We start from the raw sequence: 20262 nt of genomic DNA, 5'->3' as shown, positions 1-20262 counted from the left end.
ACCACACGTGACGGATGCGTGAACGCCAGCTACAGTCGAACCATGAAGAATAACAATCACTTGGCTACGAAAATTCTCATTGGCCTGGCCGTCGGCATTGTGGCCGCCGTCGCCACCCTGATCGCAGGGGTATGGTGGCCAGACGTACTCACGACGATGCGCCGTGTATCCACGGCGGTATTCGACCCGGTCGGGCAAGTGTTCCTGCGCATGCTGTTCTTCGTGGTGATCCCGCTGGTGTTCACCTCGCTGGCCTCGGGCGTGGCACAGCTCGGCCGCCTGGATCGCCTTGGACCGCTGGCCGGCCGGACCTTTCTGCTGTTCTTCCTTAATATGGTGATCGCTACGGCCATCGGTCTGGTCGCGATGAATACGATCCAGCCGGGCCATCATCTCGATCCGGAGGCGAAAGTCCAACTGATGGCCGAGTTCGGTGGCAATGCCGACAAGGCCATCGCACGCGAGCAGACTCAGCCAACGCCCGGGCTCGGCATGCTGGTCGACATGTTCATGCCGAAAAACCTGTTCGGCGCTTTCGTCGGCTTCAGCCGCGATTCGCTGGGCGAAGTGCTTCCACTGATCCTGTTCGCCATTCTCGTGGGTGCCGCGGGAACGCAGCTCGGTGAAGAACGTCGCGCGAAACTGCTTGGCGGTCTGGACATGGTGACCGAGATCATGACCCGGATTGTCGGGTTCGCGTTGCGGATCGCGCCGTACGCCGTTCCCGCGATGATCTACAGCGTCATCGTAAAGGTGGGCATCGACGTACTCATCGCGCTGGCGGTCTTCGTCGCGGTCGTGGGCGTCTGCCTGATGCTGCACCTGTTCGGCACGATGTCGCTGTGGCTGCGATTCCTCGCGCGCCGTAATCCGCTGACCTTCTTCCGGCAGATCCGGCCCGTGCTGATCACGGCTTTCTCCACCAGTTCCAGTAGCGCCTCGCTGCCCGCTTCGCTGCAATCGGCCAACGAAGAGCTGAAACTTTCGCCAAGCACGTCCGGGTTCGTCCTGCCGCTTGGCGCCACGATGAACATGAGCGGCACCGCGCTGTACGAAGGCTGCGTCGTCCTCTTCGTCGCGCAGGCCTTCGGTGTCGATCTCTCGCTTACCCAGCAATGCATGCTGATGTTTCTTTCGGTACTCAGCGCCGTCGCCGTCGCGGGTATTCCGGGAGGATCGCTGCCGTTGATCGCCGGGCTGCTGGTAACGTTCGGCGTGCCGCCGGGCGGTATTGCGATCATCTTTGGCGCCGATCGTATCCTCGACATGTTGCGCACCACGACCAATGTGGGCAGCGATATGGTGACGGCGACGGTGGTGGATGCGCAGGTGCGGCGGGGCTGACCTTCCGCGATATCGCGAAAACCTGCCGCAGCGACCACGTACGACTGGCGACAACCTACGACGCTGAAGCCCCACAATGCGGCCCACGCGCAATCGCCGCACGAATCTCCTCCAGCGCATTCGGATCGTCCAGCGTCGACAGATCGCCCGGATCGGTATTCTGCATCAAAGCCTGCAACGACCGCCGCAGCAATTTCCCCGAGCGCGTCTTAGGCAAGGCATTCACCACATACACGCAACCGGGCCGCGCAACGCCACCCAGCAATTCCACGACACGCCTCTGCATCGCCAGCGCCATGTCTCTTGGATCGTCCGTCACGCCCTGCTTCAGCGTCGCGAAGACGGCTGGCACCTGGCCCTTGAGCTCATCGTGGATACCGACCACCGCCACTTCCGCCACCGCACCCAGCGTAGCGACGGACTCTTCGATCTCGCGCGTGCCCAGCCGATGACCGGCCACGTTGATGACATCGTCGGTACGCCCCAGGATGAAGGTGTATCCGTCGGTATCGCGCACGGCCCAATCCAGCGAGCTGTAAAGAAGTTCTCTGAAGTGCCCGAAGTAACTGCGCACATATCGCTCGTCGTCTCGCCAGATTGTCGTCAGGCAACCCGGCGGTAATGGCGGCTCGATCACAAGCACGCCTTTCTCGTTCGGCGCCATATCCGCACCGGTTTGCTCGTCGATGATGCGCATGCGGTATCCCAGATTGGGAAACCCCGGCGAACCGAACTTCACCGGCTTCAGTTCCAGCCCCGGCAGCAGCGTAATGGCGGGCCAACCGGTTTCCGTCTGCCAGTAATTGTCGATGACCGGCTTGCCGATGCCGCTACTGATCCAGGTCGCCGTCGGCTCGTCCAGCGGCTCGCCGGCGAGGAACAGCCAATGTAGAGCCGACAGGTCGTATTTCTTCAGCCACGACGGGTCCTGCTTCTTCAGCACACGAATACCCGTCGGCGACGAGAACATCGTGCGTACGCCGTAATGCTCGCATAACCGCCACCAGATGCCGGGGTCGGGGCCGGTAGGCAATCCTTCGTAAAGCAGCGACGTAGCACCACCGATCAATGGCCCATAGACATTGTACGAATGACCTACCGCCCAACCCACGTCCGAGGTCGAAAACATGACCTGCCCCGGCGCAACATCGAAAATCGTCGTCATCGACAACGCCAGCGCGACCGCATAGCCGCCGACATCGCGCTGGACACCCTTCGGCTTGCCGGTCGTGCCCGACGTGTAAAGCAGATAACTGGGCTCGTTCGATTCCAGCCACTCCACCGGCGCACTCGCCTCTTCGTGCGCCACGCGACGTTCGGCGTAGTCGACGTCACGGCCGGGGATCAGCGTCATATCCGGATCGAGGTCGCGGCGAACGATCAGCACGTACGGCGGCGGCGACTTCGCCTCGCGCAAGGCCAGATCGACCAGCGGCTTGTACGGGATGATCTTGCCGCCACGCATGCCGGCATCCGCGCAGATCAGCAGCTTCGGCTCCGCATCGTCGATGCGCAGGGCCAGATTGTGCGCGGCGAATCCGCCGAAGACGACCGAATGGATCGCGCCGATGCGCGCGCACGCAAGCATCGCGAACACCGCCTCCGCCATGTTCGGCATATAGATGACGACGCGGTCGCCCTTCCCCACACCCAGTTCGCCAAGCACCGCTGCGAACGTATTCACTTCGCGATAGAGCCCGGCGTAAGTGATCTCGCGGGTGATGTTGGTTTCGGTAGAGATCGCGACCAGCGCGAGCTGATCGGGACGCGTCGCAAGATGCCGGTCGACGGCGTTGTAACAGAGATTCGTCGTTCCTCCGACGAACCAGCGCCGGAACGGCGGATGCGACTGATCCAGGATGCGTACGGGCGGCGTGTTCCAGTGGATAAGCGTCGCCTGCTCACCCCAGAACGCCTCCGGCTCGTCGATGGAACGCCGGTAGGTTTCGTCGTAGCCCATGCTCACGCCTCCTCTGCATCTTTACCGGAGCCTACACAGGCGAGGAGCAATACGCCTGTCGACCAAGGTCGAAGATTGTCGATTCTTTCCTGCAGGAGCGCGCCCACAGTCGATGTCGCGTGCCGCCTCGTGGCAACATGCCGGATCGTGCCAGATTAACGAGGACCCCCATGCAGACCGACGCCGAATGGATCAGTACCCACGCCTTGTCCCTATGGGCGCTGCTGCTGGCGATTGCGCTGCTCGGTGCAGACCTTCTGTGGCGCCGCGCGGTCAGGCGCCGCGAGGGTATCGACCCGTCTGCACGCGCGATCCTGCGACCGGTGACGGCTATCGCCGTCGTCATGGCCGCGGTCCTCGTCTCCACCGCGATAGCGCTGGCGGTGCGTCGCGAGGCGGGACTGACCGTCTTCGACGCCTTCCTCGCCGGCGACCTCCGCGACAATATGCCGCCAGGCGTGCTTCGCATCGTCGCCATGCTGACCCATGTGGGCGATCCGATCGTCGTGGCCGTGGAATCCGGACTGGTCTTCGTCTTTCTGCTTATTCGTCGTTACTGGTATCTCGCCACGGCATGGATCGTCGCGCTGGTCGGGACGGGACTGATCAACCAGCTACTGAAAAACATCTTCCAGCGCGAGCGGCCATTGCACGACCACGGCTTCGTCGTCGAACACAGTTTCAGCTTTCCCAGCGGTCATGCCTCCGGCTCGATGGTGTTCTTCGGCATGCTCGCTTACGTGCTGCTGGTGCTGACGCCACCTCGCCTGCACCGCGCCGTGGTCGTCATCGCCACCGCCTTCATTACCGTCATCGGCATCAGCCGTATCCTTCTTCAGGTGCATTACTTCAGCGATGTGCTGGCCGGCTATGCCACCGGACTGGCGTGGCTGACGCTATGCGTCGGCAGTGCGGAATACCTGCGCATTCGCCGCATGACGCCTCAACCGGTCCGGTAGTAATCCGCTTCGCGATAGCTCCGTGCATACAGTCCAAAGACCAGAGCCGCCAGCGCCGCGAAAGCCGCGAAGAAAAACATCTGGAACGCCGTGCTGCCGATACCCGTGCTCTCGATATAACCGAGTACGGATTCGTTCCGTACCCCGGCATTGGCCAGCAGCACCCAGAGATTGCCCACCGTCACGCTGAGCGTCCAGAAGCTCATCAAAGTACCCTTCATCGAGGCGGGTGCCTGGCTGTATGCGAACTCCAACCCCGTCGCCGACACCAGCACCTCGCCAAACGTCAGCAGCACATAAGGCAGTAGCTGCCAGACGATCGATACGGGATCGCCGCCGTCGATCGCCAGCTGGATCGCTCCCACCGCCACCCATGCCAGCGAGGCGAAAGCGATACCCGCCGTCATGCGACGTAGCGCCGTCGGCTCATAGCCGAAACGACGCAGCAGCGGAAACAGCACGAGGTTATTGAACGGGATCAGCAGCAGTACCAGCGCCGGATTGATCGCCTGCATCTGTGCGGGATGCAACCAGCCCGGCGCATCCATCTCGGCCGCCTGCACGATCCACGTCGACGCTTTCTGGTCGAACAGCGACCAGAACGGCGTGACGAGCGCGAACACCAGTAGCACACGCAACACGACGCGCACGCCTTCGATGGCTTCGTCCGGATGGGAACCGCGCGCCCGCTCCAGCTGAAGGCGCCCCCCGCCACCAACGCCGGCGAGAATCGCCACAAACGCCAGACATAGCGCGGGAACCAGCCCCAATGCCGGAATCAGGGCGAACGAAAGCACGGCAAGCACTACACCGGCCCCCGCAATCGCGAGCCCAGGCCTGCCCGCGCCGTCGGTCCGCGCGAACAACGCCGTGCGCACGACGTTGGCGAAGCCGTCCGGATCGTTGCGCACAGGCGGCAGCATCACGTACTGCTTGCGGCCCAGCCAGAAAACGACCGTCGCCACGAACATCAGCAACCCCGGAATGCCGAACGCCACCGCGGCCCCGTAGTGACGCAGGAACAAGGGCATCAACAACGACGCGAAGAACGAGCCGACGTTGATGATCCAGTAGAACGCGTCGAATACGATCTTCGCCAGATGACGATTGCCGGCGTCGAACTGGTCGCCAACGAACGACGCCACGCAGGGCTTGATGCCACCCGACCCCAGCGCGATCAGCGCCAGTCCCGTATAGAAACCCGGCACACTGTGCTCGAACAACGCCAGGCAGGCATGGCCGACGCAATAGATCAGGCTGAGCCAGAGGACGGTCCGGTACTTGCCGAGCCAGCGATCGGCCAGCCAGCCGCCCAGCAACGGGAAAAAATACACGCCGATCACGAAGGTGTGGAAGATGTCCTTCGCCGCGCCGGGACGATCGGCTTCCGGCAGGTACATAAGCAGCGACGTGATCAGGAACGGCGTCAGGATGTTGCGCATCCCGTAGAAGCTGAAGCGTTCGCAGCCTTCGTTGCCGATGATGTAGGAAATCTGCCGGGGCATGCGCCCGGCGGGCGCGGTGGCGTCCATCGCGTTCAAGAGTTCTTCGCTCCTCGTACTTCGATCGGGTCGATCGTAAACGATTCCGTCAGACCGGACGCGCTACGCTACGTCTCTCGCGATATCCACGGAGCCATCATGACCCCCATCGCCACCGGCCTCATCGGCTATGGAACGGCCGGCGCCGTCTTCCACGCGCCCCTCATCGCTGCCGCCATCGGGCTGCGCCTCGCGGGCATCGCGAGCAGCCGTACCGATCAGATCGCCGCGGAATTTCCCGAGTCGCGCATCTTCGCGAGACCCCAGGACCTTATCGCCGATCCCGACATCGGACTGGTAGTCATCGCCACGCCGAACGACACGCATGCGTCGCTGGCCCGCGAAGCGCTGGATGCCGGAAAGCATGTCGTGGTCGACAAACCTTTCACTCTCGATGCCGCCGAAGCCGACGCGCTGATCGCGCTGGCGGAACGCAAGGGTTGCACCTTGTCGGTGTTCCAGAACCGTCGCTGGGACAACGATTTCCTGACCGTGCGGCGATTGGTCGAAGACGGCCGGTTGGGGGAAGTCGTTTACTACGAAGCGCACTTCGACCGCTTTCGCCCCGAGATCAAACACGGCTGGCGCGAGACGCCCGCCGCGGGCTCCGGGTTGCTCTACGACCTCGGCGCGCATCTCATCGACCAGGCATTGCAACTGTTCGGCCTGCCCGACGACGTCACCGCGGATGTGCAGCGCCAGCGAGCTGCCGCGCAGACCGACGACTACTTCCATATCGTGCTGCGTTACGGCCATCGACGCGCGGTGCTGCACGCCTCCACGCTGGTCCGCGAGCCCGGTCCCCGCTATCTGGTCCACGGCGACGGCGGCAGCTTCAGCAAATACGGTATCGACGGCCAGGAAGCGGCATTGCGCGAAGGACGCCGCCCTGGCGGCGACCAGTGGGGCCTCGACGACCCGGCGCAGTTCGGCCAGTTCACCGACATCGACGGCACGCACCAGACCATCGACACGTTGCCCGGCCGCTACACCGCGTTCTACGACGGCGTGGCAAAAGCATTGCACGAAGGTGTTCCGCCACCGGTGCTGGCGCGCGAGGCACGCGATGTGATCCGGGTGATCGAAGCGGCGCAGGAGAGTATGCGCGATGGGAGACGCATTATTTTGAAGTAACGACGCAACACCTCTCGCCGTCATTCCGGCGCACACCTACGGCTGTCCGGATTAATCGAACACCCGGATCGGAAGTAAGAATGAGATATCCCGGTCCCCCTCATCGTCGTTCCGGCGTACACAGGGGTGACGGTGAGGGCGATGATGCCGTGAGGCTGAGATTCTCACGGTGTGCGCCGGAACGGCGATGAGAAATCAGGAATGCCTACGAAATCGTGATGGAAGGATCTCTATCGAAGGACTTCCTGTGAAATGCAGCCGACATCTGGCGCAAAGCCACAGTCGAATAACTAGGCATCCCCCGTCGCCACACCCCGCACGCCATCACTAACCCACCCGCTCCACGAAGGCGCGAACAATCGCGACCCCGTCAATCCGGCGTATTCCATCGCCAGCAAGTTGTGGCAAGCGGTAACGCCCGACCCGCACATGTGCACGACTTCGTCGGGCGCATGCGGACCGATGATCTGCCCGAACACCTCACGCAGTTCCCCGGGCGACCGGAATCCCCCGTTGGTTTCGAGATTTTCGGAGAACGGCCGGTTGCGCGCGCCGGGGACGTGACCGGCGACGGGATCGAGCGGCTCGACGTCGCCGCGAAAACGTGGCGCGGCACGCGCGTCGAGCAGCAGCATGCGACCCGATGCAACACCTTCGGTCAGTTCGTCGACCGGCACGGTTTGCGCGGGATCGAAAACGACATGGACTGCGGTCGACGCATGCGCCGGGACGTCGTTCGATACAGGAAGGCCTTCGGCCAGCCACGCGGGATAACCGCCATCCAGCACGGCGACATTATCGATACCGGCCAGTCGTGCCAGCCACCAGAAGCGTGCGGCGGCCAGCGCGCCGCCGGATGCGTCGTAAGCGACGACCTGAAGGTCCGGACGCCAACCCGCGCGGGAAAGCAGCGCGGCGAAGACCCGCGGTTCGGGCAGAGGATGGCGACCGCGCCCCGCCGGTGGCGTCGCCAGATCGGCAAGGTCGGTGTCGAGATCGGCGTACACGGCTCCCACGATGTGTCCCTCGGCGAAATCGCGCGCCGCCTTGCCCGGATCGACAAGATCGAAACGGCAATCGACAAACAGGACGGCGCTGGGCGGCAGCGCCGCGGCGGCTTTCGGATCGATGACTGTACGCACGACATTCATGGATGACCCATCCTTCGAACGAGATTCTGGACGATGGCGGCGGTAGCGCCCCAGATACGGTAGCCCGTGTGCAGGAACTCGACCATGTCGCGCCGATGCCCACGGTACTCCATGGTGTAACGACGCATGTTCGCCGGATCGAGGAAGAACGCCAGCGGCACCTCGAACACTTCCGCCACTTCGCCCGGATCGGGCTTCAGTTTCGCAGCGGCGTCCACGCGCGCCACGACGGGCGTGACGCAGAAGCCGCTGATTGTTTCGAACGATTCCAGGAATCCAAGCGGCGTGACGGCGGCGGCTTCGAGACCGATTTCCTCGTGACTTTCGCGCAATGCCGTAGCGATAACGTCCTTGTCGGAAGGTTCGACACGACCGCCGGGAAAAGCTACCTGCCCCGCATGCTGCTGCAAGGTATCCGTGCGCACCGTCAGGAGTACGTTCTGCTGGCGATCGTCGCGGATACCGATCAGTACGGCGGCCGCGCGACGCGGCGTATTGCCGAGGAACGTCGCGATATCGTCGTGGTTCCAGCCGCGAGCGCCGGGCGGCGCGTCCAGCGGCAACAAGGCGCCGCGCAGCGCGGTTTCGACCGCATCCATCACGCGCCCTCCCGGTGGGGCAACACCTCGTCCATGATGCGCAGCCGTTCGGCCTGATCCATGCCGCCCCAGCGCGCGATTTCGTCGCCGGTGCGCAGACAGCCCATGCACAGGCCGCGCGCATCCAGCCGGCAGACGCCGGTGCAGGGGGTAAGCGGAAGTTCGCTGGATGGGTTCGGGAGCATACGACCGGCCATTCTACAGCGCCGGACCGCCATGCACCCCGGGGATCACTGTTTGATGTCGAGCAGCTCGATCTCGAAGACCAGGGCTTCGTTGGGACCGATGCGCGGCAATTCGCCGCGTTCGCCGTAGGCAAGCTGGGGCGGAATGACGACTTTCCACTTGTCGCCCACGCGCATGCGCGGAATCACGTCCTGCCAGCCCCGGATCACGCGGTTGACCGTGAAGGTCACCGGGCGCCCATGGGCATAGGAGCTATCGAATTCGGTCCCGTCGATCAGCGCGCCACGGTAATTCACTGTGACCGTGCTGGTGACCTCGGGCTGCTGACGCCCCGTGCCACGGGCCAGGATCGAGTACTGGATGCCCGACGGCAGCGCGATCACGCCGGGACGGTCCCGGTTTTTCTGGAGGAAGTCGGTGCTGCGGCGCGCATTCGCGTCGGCCACCCGGCGGAACTCCGAGACGGCGTCTTGCCGGACCTTGGCGTCGAAGCCCAGCAGTTGATCCTGCATCTGGTCGACGGGTACGCCTGGCGGGCGCTTCGCGTAGCCGTCCTGCAGCGCTTTCACCAGTACGGCGATATCGACGTCCGGTTGGGGGCTGCTCGCGAATTGCGTACCTATCTGGTAACCGATGGCGTACGACAGCTTGGTCTTGTCGATAACCGCCGCGTGCGGAGCGCTGGGGCCAGCAGGCGCCTGAGCGAAGGCAACGCCCGCGACCAGTGCACTTGCCAGTAACAGGAAACGCATGGGTGACATCCCATTCTCCGTGGACACGACAGAGCGACACCGCAGGATAGTCGATCGTGACCCGCCGCGCCCTGCAGCTAAGAGGCCGCCGACGGCAAAAGGTTCCCCTGATACCATCCAGCGTTTTGACCCATCCGGAGCAGCACCATGGCTTTCCGTACCCTGACGCTCGCCAACCGCGCGGCGGTTCGCACCATCACCATCAACCGTCCCGAGAAGCTCAATGCCCTCAATCGCGAGACGATCTCCGAGCTGACGCTGGCCTTCCGCCAGGCCGCGCAGGACGATGCGGTGCGCGTGGTGGTGCTGGCCGGCGCGGGCGAAAAAGCCTTCGTCGCCGGTGCGGATATCTCGGAAATGACCGCATGGACGCCGGTACAGGCTCAGGGTGCGTCACGCGCCGGACAGGACCTGATGCTTACCGTCGAGCGGTTGGGCAAGCCGGTGATCGCGAAGATCCAGGGCTACGCGCTCGGCGGCGGCATGGAACTGGCCATGGCGTGTCATTTACGCGTCGCCAGCGAAAAGGCCCGCTTCGGCCAGCCGGAAATCGGCCTGGGCCTGATTCCCGGCTTCGGCGGCACCCAGCGCCTGACCCGTCTGGCCGGACGCGGCGTGGCACTGGAACTGTGCCTGCTCGGACAGCAGATCGACGCGGCGCGCGCCGAACGGCTGGGTATCGCCACACGCGTCGTGGCCGCCGGGGAACTCGATGCGACCGTGGACGCCATGGCCGACCAGCTGGCCGCTTCTGCTCCGCTGGCGTTGAAGGGCATTCTGGATGCGGTGCTGGATGGCGCCGAATGCGCTATCGATCAGGGATTGGCGTATGAGACGCAGGGGTTTGCGATTGCGTTCTCGACCGAGGATATGCGCGAGGGAACCGGGGCATTTCTTGAGCGGCGTAAGGCGACGTTTAAGGGAGCATAAGGCGTCATCGCTCCGTAATTTTCGCGCGCAAGCGCGCTCCCGCAGAAAGCAGGAACGCGCTATTGATCTTTGTGGGAGCGCGCCTGCGCGCGAAAACTACGGAGCGGCGACGCGGAAACCATCAATGATGCCCACCCCGATACTTCTGCTCGCCAGCCGTCACCCGCACATCCAGCCGGTTCTCCGGCGGCGCCAACGGGCAGGTCGCATACGGTGTGAACGCACACGGCGGATTGGTCGCCTTGTTGAAATCCAGCACCAGCTTGCCGTCCACCGCCAACGGCGTGGTCAGGAAACGCGCCGCGCCATAGGTTTCCTTGCCGCTGGTGCGATCGGCGATAACGAAGAACAACGACGTCGCATCTTCCTGGATCGGATAAAGCTCGAAAGTGTGACCGTCGCGGACAAATACGGCCTTTCCCGGCACCTTTTCCTTGTCGATGGTGCCCAGCACCGAGCCGATCTCGATCTCGTGCGGCGGATCGAACGGCACCCAGTCGGCCACGACGCGCCATGACGGATCGATAGCGAAATAGTCGAGGCCAACGAACCCGGAACGCGTTTCGGCAGCGGTGTCTTTCACGCGCAACGCCTTGCGTCCATCGCGCTCGATGACGAAGAAACTCGCCGTACCGAATGCCACCAGCGTCGGCGCGCCGGTCGCATGCGCATCGTCGACCAGCGCGGCCTTCGCGACCGCCTTTCCGTCGACGGTAGCAGCCACGCCTTCGGCGAACGCGATATTCGTGGAGCCGTCCGCACCCAGCGTAACGACGCCCAGATGCTCCGGACCCGCCTTGAGCACGACGTCGTTATCGGACGCACTACCCACACGATTGACGCCCGGATTCAGCCATTCCAGCCCGATCAGCGTCAACCAGCCGGTGGGGCTCTTCAGGGTTTCCAGGCGCTGCGCACGAGCCTGCTCGATCGAATGGACGTAGCCGGCGTCGGTACCCGCCGCACCGGTGGCGGCAACGGCGAGAACGGAAGCAAATGCGATGTTGCGGATCATATGAAAATCCCGATTAAGCCGTATGGACGGCTATGCTTTATCTAAAAGCGTGGTTATCTGCCGCGAAGGAAAAGGCGATCGAGTTCGCCAAGCGCCAACTGCACCCAGGTCGGTCGGCCATGATTGCACTGGCCGGAACGTTCGGTCGCTTCCATTTCGCGCAATAACGCGTTCATCTCGGGCAGGCCGAGGCGGCGCCCCGCTCGTACCGAACCATGACAGGCCATGGTCGACAGCAGTTCGTTTTCCAGCTCCTGCAATCGCCGCGAACTACCGTGCTGGGCCAGCTCGCTGAGGACGTCGCGCGTGAGTTGCGCGACGTCCGCACCTTCCAGCAGGGCGGGAATGCGACGAACGACCACGCCCGACGGACCGCTACGCGAAAGCTCGAGACCCCATTCGGCCAGCGCGTCGGCGTATTCCTCGGCCGCAGCGGCTTCTTTCGCGCTGACCGCGATACTCAGGGGAACCAGCAGCATCTGCGAACGAAGATTGGCGGTGGCCCGCCCGTTTTTCAGTTTCTCGTAGGTAATGCGTTCGTGCGCGGCGTGCATGTCCACGAGCACGAGTCCATGTTCGTTTTCCGCGAGCACATAGATGTTTTTCAGCTGGGCGATGGCGTATCCCAGCGGTGGGACGTCGCCGCCCTGCTCCGGCTCGTTGCCGGCGGGCGGCGTCCATGCGACAGGGCGCGCCGATGCGTCGCCCAACAAGGTGGCGTAGCCGGCCAGCGGTTCGTCGCGCACACCCAGACTGAGACGCGACTGACTGCTCGGCAATGGCCATGCCGCAGGCGCGTTCTGCACGGGACGCATCGGGTAACCGCCCACCGCGGGAATCGCTTGCGAAGGTTCGCCCATCGGCATGCCCACGCCGGCACGCGTCTGCGCAAGGGCTTCGTGCAGCGTGCGGAAAAGGAAATCGTGGACCAGCCGCTGCTCGCGGAAACGCACTTCGTTCTTGGCGGGATGGACATTGACGTCGACGCCGGTCGGATCGAGTTCGAGGAACAGGACGAACACGGGGTGCCGGCCATGGAACAGCACATCGGCATACGCCTGACGCACGGCATGCGCGACGACGCGATCGCGAACCATGCGGCCGTTTACGTAGAAATATTGCTGGTCCGCCTGCGAACGCGACGCGGTCGGCAGACCGACCCAGCCGGACAACCGCAGTCCCGCCGCCGAGTGATCGATGCGCAGACTCTGCGCGGGGAAGTCCGGACCCAGCACTTCCGCGACACGCCCCAAAGCCGCCTCTTCGTCGCGCGCGGGTTTCAGCAGACGCACCGGACGGCCGTTGTGGCTAAGCCGGATATCGACGCCTTCGCGCGCCAACGCGAGGGACTTCAGCAGGTCGTCGATATGCGCGAACTCGGTGCGCTCGGCACGGAGGAATTTGCGGCGCGCGGGCACGTTGTAGAAGAGGTCGCGCACTTCGATGGTCGTGCCCGGCGGATGCTGGGCCGGGCGGGCCTCCTGCAGCTTGCCGCCATCGACCTCGATGCGGAAAGCGGCATCCTGCCCTTCATGACGCGACGTCAGCGAAAAACGCGCCACGGACGATACGGACGCCAGCGCTTCGCCACGAAAACCCATGCTGGCCACGCGCTCAAGATCGTCGAAGCTGCCGATCTTGCTGGTGGCATGCGAGGCGACGGCGAGAACCAGTTCGTCCCGCGCGATACCGCAGCCGTCGTCGCGCACACGGATCAGGCGCGAACCGCCCTGCTCGATGTCGACTTCGATACGACGCGCACCGGCGTCGATACTGTTTTCCACCAGCTCTTTGACCACCGACGCGGGACGTTCGATGACTTCGCCGGCCGCGATCTGGTTGATCAGTTCGGGCGGAAGAGGACGGATGGACGGCATATTCTCGGGCCTTCAGACGCAAGGCCCAAGAATAGCGGAAAGGCTCCCGGCCGCGAATCAGCCGGAGGGAATCGCCAGCACCGCACCGATACGAACGTTGTTATCGCTCATATTGTTCGCGGTCTTCAGGGCGTTGATGGAAACGCCGTATTGCTGGGCGATACCGGTCAGCGTCTCACCGCGGTTGACCCGGTGCAGATCGCGGACGTTTTCGTCGGCGCGGGCCGTTTTGGGCGGCGCGGGCGGCTTGTCGACCCTGGCCACCACCGTAATCTCGTTCGACGCCGCCCGTTTATTGCCCGCCGCATCCGGTTTCGTGGCGGAGACTTCCGGAGCTGGCGGTTTGCGAGCCGGCGCCTCGCGCGACGGCGATCGGGCCGTCGTCGCCACCTGTCGCGGCGGCGGGGTCTTCGCAACCGTCTTCGCCGTATCCGCCGCGTCGTCATCGTCGGAAGCCACGACCGGCGCGCTTACCGGTGCCGAAGCCACCGACGTGCCGTTGCGACGGGCCGCCTGTGCCGCGAACCAGGTACCGGGCGGCGGCATGGCTTCGAAATAGTTACGCACGCCACCCAGTACCGCGGAGGCGAGCTGACGGCGATGCGAGTCGTCGCGCAGGCGGCGCTCTTCGTTGGGATTGGTGATGAATGCGGTTTCGACCAGGATCGACGGGACATCGGGCGAACGCAGCACGACGAAGTTGGCGCGTTCGACATAGCCGCGATGCGTCGGACCCAGTCCGCCCAGCGCCTTGAGTACGTTGCCGGCGATCGACTCGCTGGCCTGCATGGCATAACCCTGCTGAAGATCCAGCAGTACCGCCGCCAGCGTATCGTCCTTGTCGTCCAGCGAGACGCCGCCGACCAGGTCGGCGCGGTTTTCGCGGTCGGCCAGCCAGCGTGCGGCCTCGCTCGTCTTGCCGCGCGGGGAAAGCACCCACACGGACGAACCCTTGGCGTCGCTGTTCTTGAACGCATCCGCATGGATCGAGACGAACATGTCGGCGTTGTGCTCGCGGGCGATCTGATAGCGCCGTTTGAGCGGAATGAAGTAGTCGCCGTTGCGCGTCAGTACGGCCTGCATGCCGGGCTGGCGATTGATCTGGTCCGTCAGCTCGCGCGCGACCTGCAAGGTCACGTCCTTCTCGCGCAGACCTGTAGGACCTCTCGCACCCGGATCTTCGCCGCCGTGTCCCGCATCGATGGCCACGACGACCTTGCGGTCGCCGCCCGGCAACATCGGCGGCGCGGCGGATTGTCCACGACGCGAGCGCGAGGACTTCGTCGACGGGACGGAGACCGTCGCGGTCGCCTGTGCCGATGCCGGGGCGGCGCCATCGTCCGAGGCGACTTCGTCGCCGGGATCGCTGCCATTGCCGGGATAGAGATCGAGCACGAGGCGATAGCCGTAATCGCCGGCCGGTTTCAGAAGGAAGCTCTTTGGCTTGGCCTTCGGATCGACGGTGGCGACGACGCGGGCACGGCCACCCTGACGCTCCGTACGCATGGACTTGAAGAGTCCCTGTCCGCCCGGTGCTGCGAAATCGCCGTCGACGGCACTCTTGTCCAGGTCGAGAACCACGCTGCCGGGCGTATCGCCCTGCGAGAGTTTGTAGACCACCGGACCGGACAGATCGAAGACGACACGCGTGTATTCGGGGCCCGCCCAGACGCGGGCAGCCTTCATGTCGGCCGCATCGGCGAGCGACGCGGTCGTCGTCGCGACGGTTGTCGCGAGCACGAGAAGGCCATGTTTAAAAGAGATTCCCCTCATAGGTCATGGATTGAACTGCAATCGCCCGCTGAATGCAAGATACTTTCCCTTGTTAATCCATAACCTGCGGAGACTTCGTCAAGATTCGTACAGGTTCGGTCAGCAAACGGGGCTTCGAGCGATCCCTCGGCTTTCTGCCTCAATTTTTTTGCAGGAGCCCGCTGGCGGGCTTGTGCCAGGCAAAAGATCAATGGCGGTGCGAAAGCCCACAGGACGAGGAAGACGGATGCGCACGTCCGCGAGCCCGGTCTACGGGCTGCGGATGCATATCCCACCTTCGCCGCTCCGTTGGCTTTCGCGCGCAAGCGCGCTCCCACAACGAGCAAAGTTCGCGCTGTTGATCTCTGGGAGCGCGCCGGCGCGCGATGCCGACCAAGCGCGGCTTACGGCCGCGCCGGGAGCGTCTGCACCGGCGTCGATCCCCCGGCACGCGGGGTCGCTGAGCTTGCCGCCGGCAGCAACGGCCGCAGCGACTCGAACTTGCGCTGGTACTCGTCCGTCACCTGCCGGGCTTCCTCTCCGTTGCTCACCACCCGCGGCGTGATCAGCACGATCAGCTCCGTGCGGTTGCGGCTGCGCGTGGTCGTGCCGAACAACCGGCCCACGATCGGCAACTTGTTCAACCCCGGAATCCCCGTGTCGCTCTGGTTCTCGTCCTGCTTGATCAACCCGCCCAGCAACACCGTCTGCCCGCTCTGCACCGCCACCTGCGTGGCCACCTCGCGCTGCTGGATCGGGAAGTTCCCGGTCGTGGTGTCCTTCACCCCCGGCGCACTGACCACCTGACTGATGTTCATGTAGACCAACCCGCCCGGGTTCACGCGCGGGCGCACGTTCAGGATCACCCCGGTGTCCAGGTACTGGACCTGGCCGATCTGGTTGTTCGTGCTGCCCGTGGTGTTGATATAGGTCTGGTTGACCGGGATCTGGTCGCCCACCTGGATGTGCGCCTTCTGGTTGTTCAGCACCACCAGCGAGGGCGCCGACAGGATCTTCGCGTTGCCGCTGGTCTCCATCGCCCGCACCGCCACCGACAGGTCGTTGTTGGTGAACGAGTAGAAGAAACTGTTCGCCGGGTTGTACACGTTGCCGCCGTTGCCCAGCGCCCCCTGCCGCTTGTTCCCCGGCTGGCCGACCGAGCCGTTGGTCCCCCCGGCCAGTCCTTCCAGATACCACTGCACGCCGAAGGTGAACTCCCCGGTCAGGGTCACTTCCAGAATCCGCGTCTCGATCTGCACCTGAAGCGGCACCGCATCGAGCCGCTTGATCGCCTGCTCGATCTCGGCCCACTGCGAGGGCCGCGCGCGGACCATCAGCTGGTTGTTCGAATCGACCGAGGTGATCCGCACCCCGTCCTCGGTGGTCGCCCCGCCGCTGCGCCGGCGCGAACTGCCGCTGCTGTCCTCGCCGCCCAGACTGTTGCTGCCCTGGGTCGTGCTCCCGAAGCCGGTCCCGCTGCTCCCCCCGCCCAGGCTGCCCGTCGTACTCCCGCCGCCGCCCAGCGAACTGCCCGTGTTGCCGAAGCCGCCCGCCGTGCTGCCCATCCCGCTGCCGCCACGGTTGCCCAGGTCGCTGTCGCTATCCCCGCCGCCGACCGTGCCCGAGGTCAGCCCCGGGCCGACCTTGCCGCCGCGATCGGACGACCGCCCGCCCGAGCCGCTGCCGTAAATGTCGCTGAGGTAATCGGCCAGGTCCGCCGCCTGCACGTTGCGCACGTCGTACACGAACAGCTGCGGCTCGTTGCCGCCGCCCCGGTCGATCCGGTCGATCCAGCCGCGCACTTCCTCCAGGTACTCCGCCTGCGGGCTGATCACCACCAGCGCGTTGGTCCGCTCGATCGGAATGAAGCGCAGCATCCCGGCCATCGGCGTGTTGCCCTTGTCGCCGAACAGCTTGTCCAGCGCCGGCATCAGCTCCTTCACGTCCGCCCGCTGCAGGCTGAATACCCCCACCGACATCCCGCGCAGCCAGTCCACGTCGAACGTGCTCACCGTGCGCTGGTAGTTGTCCAGCTCCGCCGGGGTCCCCGCCATCACCATCACGTTGCGGGTCGGGTCGGCCAGCAGCACCGCGTCGGCCCGCGCAAACGGCTTGATCAGTTTCTGCATCTCCACCGCCGAGATGTAGTGCAGTGGAAACAGCCGCGCCTGCAGCCCGCCCTGCGGCGCAGCCGCGCCCAGGCTCGGCACCAGATTGCCGGCCGCCGCGTCCTTCGCCGGCATCACCACGTAGCGCCCGCCCGTGCGCACCAGCGCGTTGCCGGTCCACGACAGCAGCGTCTCCAGGATCGGCAACGCCTGATCGCTGGTCACCGGCTGGGAGGTGGAGAAGGACACGTTGCCCTGCACCCCCGGGGTGATCGAATAGTTCTCGTGCAGCAGGTCGCCCAGGATCGCCTTGACCACCGACTCGACCGGCTGGTTCTCGAAGTTGAAGGTGACGCTGCCCTCCCCGGCCACCACCGGCCTCGGCTTGGCCAGCCCCTGCGGGCGGACGAACTGGCCGCTCCCGGTAACGATCTCCGGCGCCACCGCCGCCCCGCCGTTACGCGGCGCATTGACCGGGCCCACCGCCAGCGACGGCGGCACCGGCTTCTCCGTCCCGGCAATCGCTTCGCGCTGTAAGGAACCATCGTCACGTGGTTGCGGCAGGGTCGAGCATCCGGTCAGGACGACAAGAAGCGTCGTCGCGCCGATCAGCGGAAACCTGGACATGGATCAACGCACTCCTGGGTCGGTCGGTGGCACGGCCGTGGTGGCGGGCTGCGGAAGCGCAGCCCGTACTGGCGTGTTGGGAGGAACGGCAGCGGGCGCACTCGCCATCCTGACTGGCGCCGCCGTTTTCATGGTCAGACGTCGACGCTCGCCATCGCGTTCGATCGTTACGCCACGCGATGCCACTTCGCGCAACGTCCAGCGATCGCCCGGCAACGCAGCGCCTTCGCGCAAACGGACCTGGTTTTTTCCGTCTTTATCGCGCAGCAATGCCATGCGCAAACCTGGCGTGACGATAACGCCGGTGAGTTCGAGATTGCCGATCGATCCATCCGGCGCGTCACTGACGGCGGCACGCATCGGCGAACGATCCTGTGTAAATAGCGGATGGCGCCAGATAGCGGCGTACGCTTCCAACGGCGACGTCTTCGTTTCCGCCGGACGCACGGAAGCCGCTGTCGTGGCGACAGGCGACGCATCGGCTGCGTCCCAGTGCACACGACGTCCCGCACCGCCGAACACCGTCGCAACCGCCGTTGCGCACAGCAGGCAAACGCATCCGAGCACGACCGTCGAACGCCGAAGGCTGCCTGAGTTCATCGCCGCACCGCTTCGTGCGCGGGCGCCGAACGAAGGTAACCGGCGACGCTGAACTGCACGTCCAGCGGAGCATCCACATCGGCGGGCTTTGCCATGGGCGTGCGCCCCACATTGAAGTCCTCGACGAACAACGAGGGACGCGATGTCGCGATGCCGTGCAATACCGCCGTCAGCGGCTCGATGAAACAACGCAGGGTCATGTTCACGACCACTTTCCGGTAAGGCTCGCCCGGCTTCGCCTGCACCGGTACGGGCATCTTCTGCACGACTTCGCACGGACCGCTCTTCGCCTGATTGCCGACCAGGTCGACCATCCGCTGCATGAGATCGGCGGCGGCGGCATTCGTATCGTCCTGCGCGAGGAACGCGCCGCTGGCCGAGTCGTGCGCCGCCTGCGCCTGAAGCTGTTTCTGCAATAGCGGACGCGAAGCGACGACATGCGCATAGCGCGCCCGGTCGTCGCGCAGGGCGTCCATATCGTCCGCGATACGCGTCAATGGGGCGACGAACGGGAGATGAATAAGAAGCACGTAGATCGATGCCAGCAGCGCGATCGACACGGCCATCGCGCCCATACGGGAATCAGCGGGACGCAGGCGCATGCCCGGCCTCCTTTGCCTTGCGCACATGCGCGACCATGTAGAAGCGCTCTTTGCTCGTGGTGGAATCGGTCTGAATGCTGCCCTGGAAACTCGGTTCGCCAAGCGTGTCCGCACCCTTGAGCGCATCGACCAGTCGCGCAGCCTGCGGACTCTGCCCCTGCCAGCCCACGGTGCCGTCGGCGGCGATCGTCACGCGTTCGACCGACGTATCGTCGGGCAGGCGTTGCGTCAGCTCCGCGAGCACGGCGAGCACCGGCGCCGAGGCACTCTTGCGCGCGGCGAAAAAGCCGTCGGCACCCGCACCATCGTTCAATTGCCTGCGCAAAGCCTCGACGTTCTTCGTCTCGACGCGCAACGCTTCCACTTCGTCACGCATGCGGTTCAGTGCGTCAGCGCGATTATGCACGTAGCCGACCATCGCCGTGAAAGCGAGGACGGCAGCGACACCCGCGAGCGCGAAATTCAATCGTCCGCGCCCCTTCCTGCGAACACGTCTCCCGGATGGCGGCAACAGGTTCAGGCCGCTAGCAATATCGGGCTTCGTGCCGCACATCGCATCCAGCGCGATACCGGCTTCGCCAGACTGGCGAAGCACCTCGTCGATCGTCGCGAGGGGAACCACCAGCAACTCCGCAACGAACCGTCCCTCCGGTGCCGACTCGCGCAGCGCGCGTACGTCGTAGCGCACCTGATCGGCCCGGAACGGCGTGTGCCTGTCCAGTTCGTAGGCAGCGACGCGGTGCAAGCTGTCGCGCGCCGCAAGCGGAAGCACCAGACGACGTCGCAACACAACGGGCGACGGAAGCAACAACACAACCCATGTTTCGGGGTCGTGGGGAAAAACATACTGCTTCGACGCAACGGCTTCGTCGCCGACGAACGCGCCCTCTTCCTGTTCCGTATGGCCCACAGACCAGCCATTCGCCACGCGCTCGATCGTCGTCCATGTCCGCGATGGAAACAGCGAAGCGCGCCACCGGCGCGGCACGAAGGTACGCAGCTCGCCGAGCCACCAGCCAAGGAATGCGTCCATGGCGCGATGCAGGCGAAGCAACACGACGGAAGACACCTGCAAATTCATGCGACGCGCAGTCCCTTGGTTGGCGAACCCGCACTGTTAGCATC

17 protein-coding genes are annotated in these 20262 nt (G+C 64.6%); 4 read left to right on the top strand and 13 right to left on the bottom strand.

Annotated features, from left to right (window positions below):
* Positions 1 to 60: 60 nt before the first annotated feature.
* Positions 61 to 1344, top strand: coding sequence for a dicarboxylate/amino acid:cation symporter (locus AC3IR3_RS05415; protein WP_489195954.1), 1284 nt, complete (start codon positions 61 to 63; stop codon positions 1342 to 1344).
* 55 nt (positions 1345 to 1399) lie between these two features.
* Here the strand turns inward: AC3IR3_RS05415 and prpE are convergent, their stop codons facing one another.
* Complete coding sequence (gene prpE / locus AC3IR3_RS05410) at positions 1400 to 3304, bottom strand: propionate--CoA ligase (protein WP_489195953.1); 1905 nt, start codon at positions 3302 to 3304, stop codon at positions 1400 to 1402.
* A 170-nt stretch (positions 3305 to 3474) separates the two neighbouring features.
* On the opposite strand from prpE, the gene AC3IR3_RS05405 reads away from it, so the two are divergent.
* Positions 3475 to 4263 (top strand): phosphatase PAP2 family protein, encoded by a 789-nt coding sequence (locus tag AC3IR3_RS05405; RefSeq protein ID WP_489195952.1) that lies wholly within the window; start codon positions 3475 to 3477, stop codon positions 4261 to 4263.
* Here AC3IR3_RS05405 and AC3IR3_RS05400 read toward each other — a convergent pair.
* Complete coding sequence (locus AC3IR3_RS05400; protein WP_489195951.1) at positions 4248 to 5795, bottom strand: POT-type proton-dependent oligopeptide transporter; 1548 nt, start codon at positions 5793 to 5795, stop codon at positions 4248 to 4250. The genes AC3IR3_RS05405 and AC3IR3_RS05400 overlap by 16 nt on opposite strands.
* A 105-nt stretch (positions 5796 to 5900) precedes the next feature.
* On the opposite strand from AC3IR3_RS05400, the gene AC3IR3_RS05395 reads away from it, so the two are divergent.
* Positions 5901 to 6938, top strand: coding sequence for an oxidoreductase (locus AC3IR3_RS05395; RefSeq protein ID WP_489196887.1), 1038 nt, complete (start codon positions 5901 to 5903; stop codon positions 6936 to 6938).
* A gap of 290 nt (positions 6939 to 7228) precedes the next feature.
* Here AC3IR3_RS05395 and AC3IR3_RS05390 read toward each other — a convergent pair whose 3' ends face one another.
* The 4 genes from AC3IR3_RS05390 to bamJ all read right to left on the bottom strand — a co-directional run bounded on the left by AC3IR3_RS05390 (position 7229) and on the right by bamJ (position 9626).
* Positions 7229 to 8089 carry a sulfurtransferase gene (locus AC3IR3_RS05390; protein WP_489195950.1) on the bottom strand — a complete coding sequence of 287 codons (861 nt, stop codon included), beginning with the start codon at positions 8087 to 8089 and terminating at the stop codon, positions 7229 to 7231.
* Entirely contained in the window at positions 8086 to 8646 is a 561-nt protein-coding gene (locus AC3IR3_RS05385) for a CoA pyrophosphatase (protein WP_489196886.1), read from the bottom strand. Before AC3IR3_RS05385 ends, AC3IR3_RS05390 begins: the two co-directional genes overlap by 4 nt.
* Before the next feature lie 41 nt (positions 8647 to 8687).
* Positions 8688 to 8795 carry a DUF1289 domain-containing protein gene (locus tag AC3IR3_RS05380; protein ID WP_489196885.1) on the bottom strand — a complete coding sequence of 36 codons (108 nt, stop codon included), beginning with the start codon at positions 8793 to 8795 and terminating at the stop codon, positions 8688 to 8690.
* Positions 8796 to 8918: 123 nt separating this feature from the next.
* Positions 8919 to 9626 (bottom strand): BamJ family beta-barrel-assembly machinery protein, encoded by a 708-nt coding sequence (bamJ, locus tag AC3IR3_RS05375; RefSeq protein WP_489195949.1) that lies wholly within the window; start codon positions 9624 to 9626, stop codon positions 8919 to 8921.
* Between the two features lie 147 nt (positions 9627 to 9773).
* Here bamJ and AC3IR3_RS05370 point away from each other — a divergent pair, with 147 nt between their 5' ends.
* Positions 9774 to 10556, top strand: a complete 783-nt coding sequence (locus AC3IR3_RS05370) for an enoyl-CoA hydratase/isomerase family protein (protein ID WP_489195948.1) — start codon at positions 9774 to 9776, stop codon at positions 10554 to 10556.
* A 121-nt stretch (positions 10557 to 10677) separates the two neighbouring features.
* On the opposite strand, the gene AC3IR3_RS05365 is transcribed toward AC3IR3_RS05370, so the two are convergent.
* From AC3IR3_RS05365 to AC3IR3_RS05335, 7 genes are all read right to left on the bottom strand, one after another.
* Entirely contained in the window at positions 10678 to 11571 is an 894-nt protein-coding gene (locus AC3IR3_RS05365; RefSeq protein WP_489195947.1) for a DUF1684 domain-containing protein, read from the bottom strand.
* Between the two features lie 53 nt (positions 11572 to 11624).
* Entirely contained in the window at positions 11625 to 13448 is a 1824-nt protein-coding gene (mutL, locus tag AC3IR3_RS05360) for a DNA mismatch repair endonuclease MutL (protein ID WP_489195946.1), read from the bottom strand.
* A 57-nt stretch (positions 13449 to 13505) separates the two neighbouring features.
* Positions 13506 to 15221: an N-acetylmuramoyl-L-alanine amidase gene (locus tag AC3IR3_RS05355; protein ID WP_489195945.1), complete on the bottom strand. Its 1716-nt coding sequence runs from the start codon at positions 15219 to 15221 to the stop codon at positions 13506 to 13508.
* A 383-nt stretch (positions 15222 to 15604) separates the two neighbouring features.
* On the bottom strand, positions 15605 to 17935 hold the full coding sequence (gspD, locus tag AC3IR3_RS05350) for a type II secretion system secretin GspD (protein WP_489195944.1): 2331 nt from the start codon (positions 17933 to 17935) through the stop codon (positions 15605 to 15607).
* 3 nt (positions 17936 to 17938) lie between these two features.
* Positions 17939 to 18535: a type II secretion system protein N gene (locus AC3IR3_RS05345; RefSeq protein WP_489195943.1), complete on the bottom strand. Its 597-nt coding sequence runs from the start codon at positions 18533 to 18535 to the stop codon at positions 17939 to 17941.
* On the bottom strand, positions 18532 to 19137 hold the full coding sequence (gene gspM, locus AC3IR3_RS05340) for a type II secretion system protein GspM (RefSeq protein WP_489195942.1): 606 nt from the start codon (positions 19135 to 19137) through the stop codon (positions 18532 to 18534). Before gspM ends, AC3IR3_RS05345 begins: the two co-directional genes overlap by 4 nt.
* Positions 19118 to 20218, bottom strand: coding sequence for a PilN domain-containing protein (locus AC3IR3_RS05335; protein ID WP_489195941.1), 1101 nt, complete (start codon positions 20216 to 20218; stop codon positions 19118 to 19120). The genes gspM and AC3IR3_RS05335 overlap by 20 nt, the downstream gene beginning before the upstream one ends.
* Positions 20219 to 20262 lie beyond the last annotated feature (44 nt).

It is taken from the genome of Luteibacter sp. GL_149, from assembly GCF_057834065.1.
The sequence above is the reverse complement of the archived record's forward strand: the minus strand, read 5'-3'. Positions and strand labels throughout refer to the sequence as shown.